The sequence below is a fragment of the Mesorhizobium sp. M1A.F.Ca.IN.020.03.2.1 genome (genome assembly GCF_004023205.1).
Taxonomy (GTDB): domain Bacteria; phylum Pseudomonadota; class Alphaproteobacteria; order Rhizobiales; family Rhizobiaceae; genus Mesorhizobium.
Genome location: NZ_RZSV01000048.1, coordinates 1 through 15,425 on the forward strand (window position 1 = coordinate 1; position 15,425 = coordinate 15,425).

Annotated in this window: 12 protein-coding genes and 1 pseudogene; 8 read left to right on the forward strand and 5 right to left on the reverse strand. The window is 58.0% G+C overall.

All coding sequences use genetic code 11. The features are described from left to right. The 4 genes and pseudogenes from EOA79_RS10520 to ehuB all read right to left on the reverse strand — a co-directional run. Window positions 1–830 (reverse strand): annotated as a pseudogene (locus EOA79_RS10520) (FAD-binding oxidoreductase); the annotation flags it as partial. Next, window positions 827–2,194 (reverse strand): glutamine synthetase family protein, encoded by a 1,368-nt coding sequence (locus tag EOA79_RS10525; RefSeq protein WP_128293003.1) that lies wholly within the window; start codon window positions 2,192–2,194, stop codon window positions 827–829. The pseudogene EOA79_RS10520 and the gene EOA79_RS10525, both read right to left, overlap by 4 nt. A 482-nt stretch (window positions 2,195–2,676) precedes the next feature. Beyond that, a complete protein-coding gene (locus EOA79_RS10530; RefSeq protein WP_128161178.1) occupies window positions 2,677–3,501 on the reverse strand; it encodes an Asp/Glu/hydantoin racemase in 825 nt (274 codons plus the stop codon). Window positions 3,502–3,734: 233 nt separating this feature from the next. Beyond that, entirely contained in the window at window positions 3,735–4,625 is an 891-nt protein-coding gene (gene ehuB, locus EOA79_RS10535) for an ectoine/hydroxyectoine ABC transporter substrate-binding protein EhuB (protein WP_128161176.1), read from the reverse strand. Window positions 4,626–4,946: 321 nt separating this feature from the next. Here ehuB and EOA79_RS10540 point away from each other — a divergent pair, with 321 nt between their 5' ends. The 8 genes from EOA79_RS10540 to EOA79_RS10575 all read left to right on the forward strand — a co-directional run bounded on the left by EOA79_RS10540 (window position 4,947) and on the right by EOA79_RS10575 (window position 12,977). Next, window positions 4,947–6,116 carry a M24 family metallopeptidase gene (locus tag EOA79_RS10540; protein WP_164893841.1) on the forward strand — a complete coding sequence of 390 codons (1,170 nt, stop codon included), beginning with the start codon at window positions 4,947–4,949 and terminating at the stop codon, window positions 6,114–6,116. A 552-nt stretch (window positions 6,117–6,668) separates the two neighbouring features. Continuing rightward, window positions 6,669–7,328, forward strand: a complete 660-nt coding sequence (locus tag EOA79_RS10545) for an amino acid ABC transporter permease (protein WP_128161172.1) — start codon at window positions 6,669–6,671, stop codon at window positions 7,326–7,328. Continuing rightward, entirely contained in the window at window positions 7,318–7,980 is a 663-nt protein-coding gene (locus EOA79_RS10550; RefSeq protein WP_128161169.1) for an amino acid ABC transporter permease, read from the forward strand. Before EOA79_RS10545 ends, EOA79_RS10550 begins: the two co-directional genes overlap by 11 nt. Before the next feature lie 26 nt (window positions 7,981–8,006). Further along, window positions 8,007–8,798, forward strand: coding sequence for an amino acid ABC transporter ATP-binding protein (locus EOA79_RS10555; RefSeq protein WP_281060266.1), 792 nt, complete (start codon window positions 8,007–8,009; stop codon window positions 8,796–8,798). Window positions 8,799–9,365: 567 nt separating this feature from the next. Then, on the forward strand, window positions 9,366–9,647 hold the full coding sequence (locus EOA79_RS33490; RefSeq protein WP_245489863.1) for a hypothetical protein: 282 nt from the start codon (window positions 9,366–9,368) through the stop codon (window positions 9,645–9,647). A 195-nt stretch (window positions 9,648–9,842) separates the two neighbouring features. Continuing rightward, window positions 9,843–10,586, forward strand: coding sequence for a GntR family transcriptional regulator (locus tag EOA79_RS10565; RefSeq protein ID WP_206639234.1), 744 nt, complete (start codon window positions 9,843–9,845; stop codon window positions 10,584–10,586). 146 nt (window positions 10,587–10,732) lie between these two features. After that, window positions 10,733–11,749 carry a succinylglutamate desuccinylase/aspartoacylase family protein gene (locus tag EOA79_RS10570; protein WP_128161167.1) on the forward strand — a complete coding sequence of 339 codons (1,017 nt, stop codon included), beginning with the start codon at window positions 10,733–10,735 and terminating at the stop codon, window positions 11,747–11,749. Between the two features lie 10 nt (window positions 11,750–11,759). Further along, window positions 11,760–12,977 (forward strand): pyridoxal-phosphate dependent enzyme, encoded by a 1,218-nt coding sequence (locus tag EOA79_RS10575; RefSeq protein WP_128161165.1) that lies wholly within the window; start codon window positions 11,760–11,762, stop codon window positions 12,975–12,977. Between the two features lie 1,617 nt (window positions 12,978–14,594). Here EOA79_RS10575 and ehuA read toward each other — a convergent pair. Then, on the reverse strand, window positions 14,595–15,410 hold the full coding sequence (ehuA, locus tag EOA79_RS10590; RefSeq protein WP_128161163.1) for an ectoine/hydroxyectoine ABC transporter ATP-binding protein EhuA: 816 nt from the start codon (window positions 15,408–15,410) through the stop codon (window positions 14,595–14,597). Window positions 15,411–15,425 lie beyond the last annotated feature (15 nt).

The following is a 15,425-nucleotide window of genomic DNA, read 5'->3' on the forward strand; positions in this document are numbered from 1 at the left end:
TCTTCGCCGAGCGGCGCCGTCGTGATCATCTGCGTCGAGACCGGCATGACGCGTGAGATGAGCTTCGGCACTGCGTCACCGAGATATGCATTGCCGCAGAGCACGACGATGCGCGCCGAAACCTCGCCGCCCTCCGCTTAGACAACAGGCCGCGCCGCCTCGTGGTCGACCCGCGTGACCGGAGACTGCTCGTAGATCGTGCCGCCGATGCCTTCGAACGCACGCGCCTCGCCGAGCACGAGATTGAGCGGATGCATGTGTCCGCCGGTCGTATCGAGCATGCCGCCGCAATAGGCGTCCGAGTTAACCAGCTTGCGTAGCCCCTCTCGGTCGAGAAGCTGATGATCGTCTATGCCGTATTTGCGCCAGAGCGCCTGCTTGGCTTCGAGTTCCTTCATATGCGCCGGGGTATAGGCGGCATAGATGTTCCCCGGCTTCAGGTCGCAGTCGATCTGATACTGGCTGACGAGGCGACGGATGATCTTGCCGCCCTCCTGCACCAGCCCGCCGATGAAGCGCGCGGCATCCTCGCCATAGCGGCGTAGGATCGTTGAGAGGCTGGCATTGAGGCCGTTGGCGATCTGGCCACCATTGCGACCCGAAGCGCCCCAGCCCACATGCCCTCCCTCGATGACGACGACCTTGTAGCCTTTTTCGGCAAGATGGATCGCCGTCGAGAGCCCGGAATAGCCGGCGCCGACGACGGAGATATCGGCTTCGATCCGGCCTTGAAGCCGAACCGGCGTTCGGATGATGTTTCGCGAGGCGGCATAGTAGCTAGAAGGATAGTTGCCGCCGCCAGCGTAGGATTTCTGTCTCGTGAGCATCAAACAATTTCCAGATAAGCGCTGAATTCGTAATCCGTGACTTGCTCGGCGAAGCCGGCGATCTCCTGGCGTTTGCAGGCGATCAGCATCGAACGGAGCACGGGATCGAAGATTTCGGCGGCAATCGGCCCCGTCTCAAAGGCATCGACCGCCTGCCCCCACTCGGCAGGAATTTTGGGCAATTTCTCTACCGAATAAGCCTGTCCTTCGACCGGCGCTGGTGGCTTCCACTTGTTGCGGATTCCAACCAAGGCGGCCCCAAGGATCGCAGCAATGACGAGATAGGGATTGGCGTCGGCGCCGGCAACCCGATGTTCGATACGACGTGCGACGGGATTTCCACCCGGAATGCGGATTGCGGACGTGCGGTTTTCATAACCCCAGGAGACAGAGGTGGGCGCAAGCGTGTCGGGCCTGAGCCGCCGGTAGGAATTGAAATGCGGCGCAAACACGAGCGTGGTCTCGGCCATGCCCTGTAGCAGACCTGCCACTGCATGCTTCATCACGGACGAGCCCTCGTCGCTGCCGTCGTTGAAGACGTTGTTGCCGTCCTGGTCGAGCAGGCTGAAATGGATGTGCATACCGCTTCCAGAGCGAGTGCCATACGGCTTGGCCATGAAGGTTCCGGCGAGCCGATGCTTCCGGGCGACTCCTTTGACGATGCGCTTGAAGAAGATTGCGTCGTCCGCCGCCTTAAGCGGATCGTCGGTGTGCAACAGGTTTATCTCGAACTGGCCGATGCCGTTCTCCGCGATCGCCGCATCGGCCGGCACGTTCTGACGAGCGCATTCCTTGTAAACGTCGGAGAAGAACTCCCCGAAGTCGTCGAGTTCGTCGATCGACAGGATCGCGTCGGAGTCCAGCCGCCTGCCGGTATATGGCGAGATCGGGGGAACCGCGCTGCCGGGTTCCGGGTCGATGAGGTAGAACTCCAGCTCCGTCGCAACGACCGGCCGGAGGCCCAGTTCGCGATACCCGCTGACGATGGCCGCGAGCGCCTGCCGCGGGTCGGCGGGGAATGGCTTGCCCTCCTCGACAAAGAGCCAGAGCGGCACCAACGCGCTCGGCCGTGACGTCCAGTTGACCGGTAGGGCTCCTCGACCGGTGACGCCGCATAGACCGTCCCGATCGCCCGTCGTCAAGATCTGCTCGCTAGCGATAATGTCTTCGCCCCAGATGTCGACGCCAACAATCGAGAGCGGCATACGGATCCCGCCCCCGAGAATCCTCGGCGCTTGCTCGACCGGCAGCCGTTTGCCCCGCATGATGCCATTCAAGTCGCAGATCACCGCCTGAATGCTTTCGACAGGACCGTTTCGGTCCAGCCACCCGCTGAACGCTTTGAGCTCGCCGTCGTCCCAAGACATATGTATCCAAGATCCTTGTGATCACATTTTCACAATGTTGATATCATTTGTGCAGTAGTGTCAAGATTCTGGCCTTCACAACAGCTCACGGATTGCAGTTTGCCGCGCGAAATGTAAGCAAGTTCCAGAGCCTGCCGGCCGACGAGCTCGTTCAAGAGCGGTAATTTGAGCCTCGTATTTGACGGCCTCCGCATCGTCGTCGAAGGGCTAGCCAGCGGCGGCCAACGTCAGGCGAAACGCGTCATCGGCGCGGCAGAGCAAACGTTGGAACGGTCCTCGATCTTGTCGCGCTTCGTGGCTGTCTGCACTCCGCGTTGTTCAGGGCCCCTTCAGGCGGAAGCTGCAGACGCAGGCAACCCGGTCAAAGCCAACCAACCGCTATGGCAAGAAAGCTGCTCAGCGAGCTCAACAGAATGATCGCCGAAGGCGCCGCTTCGCGAAGTCGCCATCTTAGATACAGTTCCTAGCAGACCCAGCGCGGTTCAGTCCGCGTCTGGCGCGAGGCCGATTTCGAACAGCCGCCCGCAGCCGGGCACGGGATCGTCGCAACCGGCAAGACGCAGGGCATGCCAGCACAGCGCCTGATTGGATGTGATGACGTGCTTGCCCGTTTGCTTTTCGATACTGCCGATCACCGAGGCGGCGCGCATTTGCGTGCAGGCGATTACCACCGTATCGACGTCCGCTCCGTCGATCACGCGCGTCACCGCAAGTTCGATGCTTGCGGGTGAGATGAAGGGAGCTTCGTCTCCGATATTGCCGCTGGCGTTGTGAAACGCCGCCGCCACGACGACCTCACGTCCGGTTGCTCCGATCCTCGTGATCATCGTCTCCGCGATATCGCGAGGGTAGGGGGAGACATATGCGATGCGTTGCGAGCCGAGTGCGCGAAGGGCGGCCACAATGCCGGTGAATGGATCCGTCACCAACGCGTTCGAATGAACGTTCCGGATGCGCCGGCGCAACTCCTCGGGGCCGATGATCATCGCGGCAGAGGTGCAACCGAGGGCGACGACATCCGAAGGGCGCAGGCTATTAATCTGCCGCACCGCGAGGTCGATGTCGTCGACTTGTTTCCGAAGCACCTCCATGGTGACCGCCTGATTTTTCTGCCGCGCGGCCAGCACGCGGCTTTCGTAAAGGGCGACGCCGGGTAGATCGAGCATAGCGTGCGCCTCATGAGACAGTGTCTGGTCATTTGAAATGACCACCATTCCGATATGTGCGCGCGAACCAAAGCCGCTGTCCAGTTCGTAATCTACATCTGTCCAGCGGCGGTTGGTCGGGAGGTCGAGGGACTGTTCCATGGATGTGTCGTGAACCGTTATGTACTGGCTGGTGCTTCTCAGCGAGCAGACCGGCTACAATTCGCCGGGTCAGTCACTGAATGGCGACATTGACCGCACAGCAGCAATACCACGGTGCGCAGGGCAATTCGGGTCAGGTTCGAATACGGACCTAGAAGCGGAGGCGGGCTGTTCAGCTATTCGCCCCGGGCCATAAGCCGACCGTGGAGCAATATGGCCCTGCGCGGCGTTACTCACCGATAGTTGCCCTGGCAAATGGTCTCTGCGGTGATTTCGTCACCGGCCAGTTCGGACTTGACGAAACCGTACGACGACAGCTTCTCCCAGACGGTGCCTTCGGACTTTCTGGCAGCGAGGCTCTTGTTGAACCGATCACGGAAATCCGCGTCCTCAGGCCGGAATGCAATTGCCGAGTAGCCGAGCGCCTCTTTGCCGTCTTTCATGATGCGTCCAGTGAACGGAGCGGCGCGCTCGAGACCCTTGATTTTGGGGTCATTCAAAATGCCAAGGGCTGTGCCGCTGGTCATCAAGATCGCATCGACGCGATCCGCCAGAAGCGCAGCGACCAGCTCGTTGTAGTCTTGGAAGAGTTGGATCCGCTCCGACGGCACCCCCGAGGCAATCGCGTTCTCTGTCGTGGATGTGCCGCGCGCATCACCCACTCGAACCTTGGAGTTTTTCGCCATGTCGGCATAGCTGTGAATGTTCAAAGGGTTTCCAGCTTTCACGATTGCCGCATCGCCAGTGGCCATGAAGGGTTCGGAAAAGCTAACTTGTTTGCAGCGTTCTGGAGTGATGTTCATGCCGGAGGCCACCGCGTCGATCCGGCGCGACATCAGGCTGGGGATTAGCGCGCCGAAGTCCATCACAATGAAGTCAACTTCCTTGACGCCAAGCGGCTCGACGACATCCTTCAGAACGTCCGGATGAACGCCCGATACGGTGCCATCGTCTTTCTTGAAGCCCCAAGGCCAACGGTTGTGAATGCCGATGGTTAGTTTGCCTTCCCTTGCGACCTGCGGCGTGAGCGTTTCCGCGTTGGCCACCATCGACGACAGACCAACCGAGAGGAGCGCTACAGTGATGAGCATTGCGGCTTTGCGATTGACGCTGAGGATTCCCATCTGAAGCTCTTGTTGGAGAGTTGTTTGAGGGTGACTTCCGAATCCGTATAGCAGGTATACCGACAAGTCAACAATAATAATCTGATTGATTCGTATGGGGACCGTTCCCGCGCCATTGACGGGTAAGCTGCTCTTCAAGGCATGCGTTCCGCATCGGCTGCATTGAACCGGGATTGGCGGATAGAGCAGGGCGTGGGGCGGCGACTTGTGCAGGCATAACGAAGGGGCGGTGCTCACGAAACATTATGCAGCGACAACCTTGACGAATAATTATACCTGGTATAATGAATCAGTTCCGTTGTTTCAATGAAGGTGATATACATGTACGACAGGTTTCTCGTACGCGCAGATGAGTACCGGGACCGCATCGACACACTCCGCAAGTGCATGGCAGAACAATCTGTTGATGCGTTCGTGATCTCAGACCAAGACAACTTTGAATATTTCAGCGGCTACAAGTCCCTGTTCTGGGCATCCAAAGCTCGGCCGTATTTTCTAGTCGTTCTGAAAGACAGCGACGCGGTGATGGTCGTGGCGGCCGCTGCCGAAGCGAAGGCATTTTCTCAAACGTCCGAACTGCCTGCAGGTCTGGTGCACCGGCAATATTCCGGCTTCATCGAGGGTGCGGTCGACAAAGTCACCGAGGTTCTTGGACGGGCCGACCCTCGCAGAATTGCGCTGGATTACGGATTCGAGAGTTTCGGCGTCGGTTCCCTCAGTCTGATCGAAAAGCTGAAGACTCGGTTCCCTGCAGCACGGCTTGTTGAAGGTGCGGATTCCATTTGGCCCATCCGAATGATCAAGACGCCGGCGGAAATTGCCCAGAAGCGGCTTACGCTCGAGATCGCGCATGACGCGTTCCACCATTGCCTGAACAACTTGACGCTGGGAACGACGGAAAAACAGTTTGCCAAGGCATTGACGCTGGAGCTGATCGAACGTGGCGCCGAGTCGGTCCCGTGGCTCCCGGTGCGTTTCGGACGCAAGGATTTCGCTTATAGTCTGCCGCCCACCGATCGGCCGCTGGCAAAGGATGATTTCATCTGGGTCGATATCGGTTGCCGAATGTTGGGTTCGATTTCAGACGTCAATCGGATCGCCAAGGCCGGGCGCGTCACCAACGAAGAGCAAAGCATCTATACGCAGGTCCGAAACATGACAATCGCGACCTTATCTGCAATCAAGCCGGGCATGACCGGTGCCGATGTCTATGCCGCGTTCGAAGCGTTTGCCAAGCAGACTGAGTTGGGGCTGCCGAGCGCAACCGCGTCCCGGATCGGCCATGGATCTGGTCGCAACCTAACGGAGCCACCCTCAATCGCGGCCACCTCGAAGGAGGTGATGCATGAGAGGATGATCATCCACGTCGAGCCGAAATACGAACTGAACGGTGGAGTATTCCAGTTGGAGGAGGTCGCCGTGGTGACGAAGGACGGCGCCGAACTCATCACCAAGCTTTCCGAAAAGATATTCCCTGAAATTCTGGTCTAACTCCGAAGGATTCGTCTGATGCCATGATCTGCCTCCCTTCCATCCAGCGGGTCATGGCTTCTTGCCGGGGGCCGAGCCATCTACTTCCCGGGTTCTCTTTCTTCAAGCAGGGTTGAGACAAGACATGTTAGTTGGTCGCTTGGCGCGTGCTGTTGTTGGTGTCTCGGCGCCTGTCAAATGGGAGCGAATTTCGCCAGGGGTGCGTCGCAGAAGTCGGCCACTTTTGGCCGCTGTGAGGCGCTCGCGAACCTGCGAATTGCAGAGACAGCGGGTAAGACGAGCTTTTGCAGGGAGATCCTGCTGACATGCCTTGGGTATACCAAAAAATCGTGCCGGCGGTTGGCCAACCCGAGGCGACTTTCCCGACAGGCACTGTGCTTAGGCACGTTGGTCTGAGGCCATTTTATCTCCGTCGCCGCAGTGTTGTGTTCCGAAAAGGACCAAGGCCGCGCATCTGCCGGTCTTCGCGAAACTCTGTTTTCACGCGGCGAGCCGTCCGATACCAAATGTTCTTCGTCGGGGTAGGAAGCAGATAAAGAGACGCGAGGACGAATGAGCTTCTTCGACATTATGCGGGGTATATTCGAAGGCTTCGACATCACGGCGGTCGTGACAATGCTCGGTCTATGCTATGCGATCCCTTTTGCGCTGATTGCGGGGGTCTTGCAGCACTTTCTGCGCGGTTGGGCGCGTTTCGGCATCACCGCTATCATCGAATTCTGGCGCAGTTCATCCCTCATCGTGCTGCTGTATGCCTTCTACTACTCGTTGCCCGCCTTCGGGATCTATCTGTCTGGAATTGCCGTGGGGGCGCTGGTGCTTGGGCTCAACATCGGCGGATATGGCAGCCAGTCTGTCCGCGCGGCATTACAGGCGCTCGATCGGGGGCAGACGGAGGCGGGGCTGGCTCTCGGGCTGAGTCGGTTTGATGTGCTGCGGCTAATCGAATTACCGCAGGCGATCGCCGCCATGATGCCGACATTCATCAACCTGGCAATCCAACTCATCAAGGGCACCGCTCTGGTGTCGCTGCTGACGCTCACCGACATGACATTCCGCGCGAAGGAGATTTCGCAACTCAGCTACGATCCGGTGCGCATCTATTCTGGATTGCTGTTGGCCTATTTCATCGTCTGCTACCCCGTGACGATTCTCGGCCGCTATCTGGAGAAAAAGCTCGGTAAGGGGCGGAGGCGTATCAATGAGCTTTGACCTAGGTTTTGCAATCGAGATCATTCCGCTCGTGCTGAAGGGAATCGGCAACACGATTCTTGTGGCAATACTGAGCTTCATCGGCGCATCGGTTATGGGGTTCATCCTGGAAATGCTTCGCAGGTCTCACTGGATAGTCCGCCCTTTAGCCCAGCTGCTGATTGATGCAATCCGCTCCACACCTGTTCTGGTCCAGCTCTATTTTATCTACTTCGTTCTACCCTCTTACGGGATCACTCTCCCTGCATTCGTTATCGGCGTTCTGGGGCTGAGCATCTACTACTCCGGATATCTGTCCGAGGTGTTCAAGGCGGGGATCGACGCCATCCCTGCGGGGCAGAGCGAAGCCGCTTTCAGTCTCGGGCTGAACTGGCTCGACGTATTGATTTTCGTCATTGCACCGCAAATGCTACGAAACGTGGCGGCGCCCCTGGGCGCATACTCCGTGTCGATTCTAAAGGCGACCCCATACCTTGCCGTCATCGCGGTCCCTGAAATGTTGGGAAGCGCATTCGATGTGTCCTCGGCAACTTATCGCTACGCCGAGCCAATGGCTGTCGCCGGCGTGCTGTTCCTCGCTCTGGCCTTGATCGCCGTCGCGCTGGTCAGCCGGTTGGAACGTCGCCTCGGGTTGACATCCCACACAGCATGAAAAGGACAGATGATAAGAGGTGCTTCATGATCGCGATCAATCCTCAAGACATGCCGAATCATAGCGGCGAGGCAGTGCAAGCGGCTGACGTGGCCATTCGGATCGAGAACCTGTCCAAATGGTACGGAGATTTCCAGGTTTTGACCGACATTTATCTCGAGGTGGCCCATGGCGAACGCATCGTCATTTGCGGCCCCTCGGGATCCGGCAAATCGACGCTCATCCGATGCATCAATCAATTGGAGGTGCATCAGAAGGGCCGCGTAGTCGTGAATGGAGTAGAACTCCGGCCCGGGATGAAGGGGCTAGCCGAGGTGCGGAGCAATGTCGGAATGGTGTTTCAGCAGTTCAATCTATTCCCGCATATGAGCGTGATTGGAAACTGCACGCTTGCCATGCGGCGCGTTCGCAAGATCGCCAAGGCAGAAGCGGAATCCATAGCACTGGAAAACCTCGCGCGGGTGCGCATAGCAGAACAGGCGCAGAAGTATCCAAGCCAGTTGTCGGGCGGACAGCAGCAGCGCGTTGCGATTGCCCGCGCACTTTGTATGAAGCCTAAAGTGCTGCTTTTTGACGAACCGACCTCCGCACTTGATCCTGAAATGATCAAGGAAGTTCTCGACGTTATGACACTATTGGCAAAGGACGGAATGACGATGGTTTGCGTAACTCATGAGATGGGCTTTGCACGCAATGTCGCGGATCGCGTGGTTTTCATGGATGCAGGCAAAATCGTCGAGCAGAGCGAGCCGGAGGAATTCTTCGGCAATCCCTCCAATGACCGCGTCCGGACGTTCCTTGAGCAGATATTGCATTAGTAACCGGAATGATCATGACGGTCCCATCTGATCCCCCGCTGGAGATGCCAGATTTTCGGCGTATGGTGCGACCATCCGGGACAGGGGCACCGGGAGCACGCCAAGTGCGGGCAGGCCGATGTATTCGATGAGCTGCGAGCTCGCGTTAGTAGCTGGCCGCCCCTGCGACCTGCCCGTTGCGCCGAGAGCGCGAATCCTAGTGTCGCGTCGCCCGCCGGCTCCCGATTGTTCAAGGAGAGGGAGCCAATGAGACGTGTAATTGGAATGGGACATCCATCGCTCCTTTGCGGAAGTGGTTTTCTGGGAAGATGGCCGGCTGCGCCATCACGGACGGGTCGACATGACCCGTTCCGGACTGGAGGGATTTGGCCGTAGCTTGAACAGCACGGACGAAGTCGTTGTCGAGGCGACCGGCAACGCCATGGCGGTGGTGCGGGTGCTTTCGCGTTTCGTCGACTGGGTGATTGTTGCCAACCCGATGCAGGTGAAGGCGATATCGCCCATGCGAGGATCAAGACCGACAAGATCGATGCTGGCGTTCTGGCGCAGCTTCACGCCAGCGGCTTTCTGCCGGAGGTCTGGGTTCCCGACGACCAGCTTCGTGGTCTCGTCGCCCGGCGCAATCAGGTCGTGCGGCACCGCACGCGCGTGAAGAACGAGGTGCATGGCATCCTGCAGGCGCACCTCGTGCCGAAGTGCCCGCATGCCGATCTGTTCAACAATCTCGGCCGTGCCTGGCTCCCTGGCTCGAGCGGCAGGTGCTTCCCGACGACGAGCGGGCCGCTATCGCTAGACATATTCGTGAGATCGATCGCCTGGCCGAGGATCTGGCAATCCTTGATGAGCTGACAAAGCGCTTGTCAATGTCATCCGTCGACTAGAAGGTCTCGGGAAGGCCTGGATTGCGCAAACCAGTTGACTTCGGCGCTATACTAGGTATACCGCTGTGCCGAAGCATTTGTCCTGAGGTCCTACCCGAAGAGTCCGGGCGAGTCGGTATGGTGGGTGGTTCGAGTAAGGTCGGAACAAGGATAGGAGAGCTCTGTGAGCATTTCTCAGTTGCAGAGCGCGCCGTCGCTCCACGAGGCGGTCCGGGAAGAACTTCTGGAGCGGATAAAGGGCGGGACCTATCAGCCCGGTGCGCTCATCCCGTCCACGGTAATGCTGAGCGAAGAATTCGGGGTCAGCGCCATTACCGTAAAACGGGCGCTGCGTGATCTGCAGTCCTTGGGCATGCTGACGTCTATTGCGGGGAAGGGGACCTTCGTAAAGGACAACAAACGCTTTCTTCTCCAGCTGGATGCTTCGATGTCTTGGCTTGTGAATGCCAACCTGCGGCTCCTGTCGATCGCCCGGGAGAAGATTGCGGAACCCGCGATGCAGACATTCGAGCCGCCGGAAGTGGCGATGCTCTGCGTCCGCAAGATGGTCTTCTCTGGGGATGATTCTCCCATTATGTACGACGCTACTTATCTGTCGTCAGATGTCGACGGCGATATCGTTGATGAGTTCGGCGCCGGTTTTGTAACCAGCGTGCTTAGTCGTCACAATGTCGATATCACAAATATCAGAATACTCATTGATGCGGTACCGGCTTCAGGAAAGGCAGGCGAGGTCTTTGGTGTTCCTAGCGGGTACCCCATGCTTCGCCGACTTTACCACATCACGACAAATAAGCCGGGAATGACAATTTACGGTATTACGGAATCTCCTTTCGACAAGTTGGCGTGCATGTTTGAAATTCCTTCCGTCCCGCGAACTGCCCAATTATCCGAGTTTGTCAAGTGAACGCCGTGACCTGAGCTACGGATGTCGTCGTCGTAGCTCTTGCTATCAGGGAGCCGAAATGAACCGCACAGCGGTGTGTGGCAAGGAATCACCTGCGCGCTAGGTGCGATCATGGCAGCCAACAATCCAGCATGAGAAGGTAAGAAATGTCTCAATTCACGCGTATTTGGTCGCCGATCGACTATGAAATGGACGGGAAGCAGGAGGATTGCCTGCGTCTACCGATTTCGATTGATACCTCAGCCTATGGGTGGATCCCGATCCCGCTGATCTGCATTAAAAACGGCAACGGTCCTACCGCGGTCCTTCTCGCCGGCGTTCACGGTGACGAATACGAAGGCCAGATCGCCCTGATGCGCCTCGCGAGGAATCTCAGGACCGGAGACGTGGCTGGCCGCATCATCATCGTTCCGTCCCTGAATTTCCCTTCGGTCGAAGCAGGGAGTCGGGTGTCGCCCATCGATGATGGCAATCTCAACCGCCTTTATCCGGGGCTGGCCCATGGGACGGCGACTTCCATGATCGCCCACTACGTGACTTCCGTTCTCATGCCGATGGCCGATCTCATCGTCGATCTGCACTCGGGAGGCCGTTCGCTTCTTTACATGCCTTGCGGTCTGATCCGTCCGGGCAAGACACCGGAGCAGCATGAGAAACAGATCGAATTGCTCAAGGTGCTCGGCGCCCCGATCGGCTATCTGACAGACGGCACCGGCATGGGGGGCAATACAACTCTGCCGGCCGCTGCAGAGAGTAGCGGTATTCCTGTGATCACGGCTGAGCTTGGCGGCGGTGCGACGCTGAGCCCGGCCGGAGCCGATCTGGCGGTGAACGGTGCTATGCGACTTCTGAAGCATGTCGGCATTCTGCCCTCCTGCAAAGTCGAGACGGCCGGGCCTGTGCGGCTAATGAAAAGTTCCAGCACCGGGCTCATGGTTTATGGTGAGACGGACGGGCTTTTTGAACCGCTTGCCGAGCCCGGCCACGATGTAGCGGAAGGGCAGCTGGCCGGGCTGATCCATTCGCTTCACTGGCCGCATAGAGAGCCGCAGAAGGTCTATTTCGCTCGTTCGGGCATGGTTGTCTCCCGGCGCTATCCGACGCTGACCAAACGTGGCGACTGCCTCTTCGAACTATTACAGGATATCGCATCTTCCCCCTAAGGCCTAGCGTATGGCGGTCAAGCTCAACCCCCATGTCGCCGGGATGCAATGCATCCGTTGCGACATGCTCCATTCAATCGACGATTACTTCGAAGGATGTCCGGCGTGTCGTGACGCGGGTATTCCTTCAAGTGTCGCCCCGCATTTCGCAGAACTTCCGTCTTCACTCGAACCGGGAGGCATCAGCGACTGGCTCAGCTATCCGATGGCTTCCGGGCTTGGTGAGGGCAATACGCCCCTTTCCGGCATAAAGCGGCTGGCTGATGCCCTGGGTGTCGGGACGCTCTACACGAAAAACGAATTCGTCAACCCTGCTGGCTCCCACAAGGACCGCATGGCGACTATGATTGTGCAGAGGGCGCTCCACATTGGGGCTTCTACCGTCGCGGTCGCTTCTACAGGCAATGCCGGAGTGTCTACGGCCGCCTATGCGGCCCGTGCCGGGCTCGAATGCGTGGTGGTCACAACCCCGCAGATCACGCCGAACTGGCGGCGTGCACTTGAAACGCATGGCGCACGGATCATCGCGACGGCGCATCCCGACGATCGTTGGAAGCTCGTTCGGGAAATGGCGCGCCGCGGCGAATGGTATCCTGTGACGAATTACCTGACCCCGCCCGTGGGGAGCAATCCTTTCGGGGTCGATGGCTATCGGGCCATCGCCTTTGAGCTCTATCTGCAGCTTGGTCAGGCCGCCCCGACCGATATCGTGGTACCGACATCGCGTGGTGATCTGATCTGGGGGATCGCAAAAGGCTATGTTGACCTCCAGGCAGCGGGGCTGATTCGGTCATTGCCCAGAGTTCACGCCGTTGAGCCCCTGCCACGGATCGCCCGTGCTCTTGCGGGGCAGGGCATGACCGGCAGTTGTCCTGGCAGCACTAGCATGGTGTCGATCAGCGGGGATACGGTAACATATCAGTCCTTGAAGGCGCTGGAGATGACGCGGTCTTCGGCGGTAGCCGTGACCGATGCTGAAGTCGCCGCGGATCAGGCGCTTTTGGGGCGGGAAGGCTTGTATCTGGAACGTTCGAGTGTTGCTGCCTTCTCCGGATTGCGAAGGCTACTCGCCCAGTGCGCGGTTCCCCGTGATGCGCGGGTCGTCCTGCTTGCCACTTCGCACGGCTACAAGGAAGAGGCCCTTTACCCCGCGCACCTGGATGCGGTGGACATTTCAGAATTTGCTATCGATTGGAGCCCATCCGCGAACATCGTGGCTCGACAGTGACGATGGTCTTAGTTCGGCCACCACTCCGGTATGAAGCTGGCCACCGTTCCAACCAAAGGCCGGCCAGTTTTCGGCACTGAAGATGACCTCCTGGGTGAGCAACTTGGGAATCAAATACCTCGCTGCGAACGGGGAGATTTTAATGCCGGCAAAAAGAAGACTGACCATGAGACAGTTGAGACAAACGCTTCGGCTTGGCGGCCGCGAGATTGCGGTCGTGCTGGGAATAGCACGCAGTACGGCGGGTTGAGCTGGCCTCTGCCAAGACAGAGCCGAACTGGGCCCATCTTGCCGTCGAAAGAAGCCCGGGCGTCACGCTCCTCATCTTGTGGGAGGAGTATCGAGGAAGCCATCCCGGCGTATATGGCTACAGCCGTTATGTGGTGGCCAAATTTATGTTGTGGCGCTCGGAGCGAGCCAAGGATCCCGGCGGTTCCCCTGGCTCGACCCGCAACATAGGAAGGCGACGTTTTGAATCTACAAGGCTTTCAGGAATGTCATCAATGATGGCCGAGAACGTTGCCGAGGCGGCCCCCTCAAGCCCTTGATGTCAACCTTGGCCAACGACTCGGCCTTTGCCGATCAATTCCACCCACAACGGCCATCGCGTTACCCTCGAAGGCGACAGCATGAGAAAGCAAAAAACACCGCCGCTCTTGACCGCGCCGAAAACGGCGAAATCAATCGCAAATGAGTTCAACCAGGCAACCGGGGGGTCGACCCCGTCTGTGTCCGCGACTTAATGAAACTGCTGTCCGCGATTTAGCGGATCGACTGTCCCGTTTTGCGAAATGCGCAGGCAGGCCACCGCCCATTGAGGTCGATCCCAGTGCCTTCGCCAGTATGGCAGAAGAGCTGTCAGCAGCCTGCAATGGACTGATGGGACGATGCGCGCCAGCAGCTGCTACGAACGTATCCTACGATTAGGGCCGCCTAGTGATGGCTACTTCGCGTCGCTAATGTCCGCTTAAATTTAAATGCGAGAAGCTCGAGGCGCTTGCCGCGATGGCGCCGCCGTCGCTCAAGCCGGGTCGCTTCCGCTCCCGACAAGCTGCTGGCCATGCTGAAGTCCGTCAGCCGATCGACAGATTATGTTGAGTGATCGCTGCTCAAATCGCTCAAATGCTCAATACCGCAGGCGGCAAGTAATTGCCGCCGCGGACTCCGCATAATCCGGCGCTCCACATATTTCGGAAGTCTACCGGGTGGCTTGCAAGATAAGCCGACACCGGACCTATCTGGACAGCTGCGGGATCTCGTGCGCAAGGTCGAGGCGGCACGCTCGGGCACTCGGGCAAGGCCTGGACATGCCTTGGAGGCAAAACTTCTCTGATCCGGCGCATCGACAATCTCTGGGTTGGGGATCAGGCTTCCTCGTTTTGAACCAGGCATCCTGTAGAACTTGTCTGAGCACGTCCGAAAAGGGTGCTCATGATCCCGTGAACCGTGCTCACGATCGCCTGAAATACGCACCTTGGGAGAGGCGGCTAACTCCAGGGTCCGCTCGCTCATTCCAGTTCAGGACTGCAGACCTCATTTGTTATCTGGCGCACCAAAAAAATTGAACGCGAGAGCCAATCCGCCACATTGGCGCTACGGCGCTGACCAGGGACTCGATCAGTTTGCCTCCTTCACAGCGCGCAGAAATTGCCGCGTTCGATCCTTTTGAGGGTTTCCGAACAATTCGGCTGGAGGACCCTGTTCCTCAATTTTGCCTCCATAGAAGAAGCAAACACGATCCGAGATGTCGCGAGCAAACCCCATCTGATGGGTAACCATCAACATGGTCAGGTTTTGTTCTGCCACGAGCTTTCTTATTACGTTCGTCACCTCCCCAATGACTTCCGGGTCAAGCGCGGACGTTACCTCATCGAACAACATCACTTTAGGACGCATTGCGAGCGCTCTGGCAATCGCGACGCGCTGCTGCTGACCACCAGATAGCCGTGAGGGATGTTGGTCCATTTTGTGCAACATCCCAACCATCTCAAGTAGCTCAATGGACCGCTCGCGAGCCTCGGTCCTTGATAGACCAAGAACGTGGACCGGCCCTTCCATGCAGTTTTCAAGAGCCGTCATGTGTGGGAACAGGTTGAAGTTCTGAAAGCACATGCCGATGGCCGATCGCCGCTCCCGAATGTATCGACGATCGGCTGGTACCAGCTTTCCATTCTTCTCCATATGAGTTAGGGGCTTCCCATCTACATAAATGCATCCCCCATGGATCTGCTCTAGGGTCATTAATACCCTTAGTACTGTCGTCTTTCCTGAGCCTGACGGACCGATTATTGATACCATCTCGCCGGCAAAAATGTCCAAATTTAGATCGTCAATGACTACAAGTGACCCGTACGCCTTGCGCACTCTTTTGAAACTCACCATTGGCTTCGACTCGCTAATGAGTTGCGGAGGCATATCGTACGCGTCGTCCATCTCACTTTTGTCCGA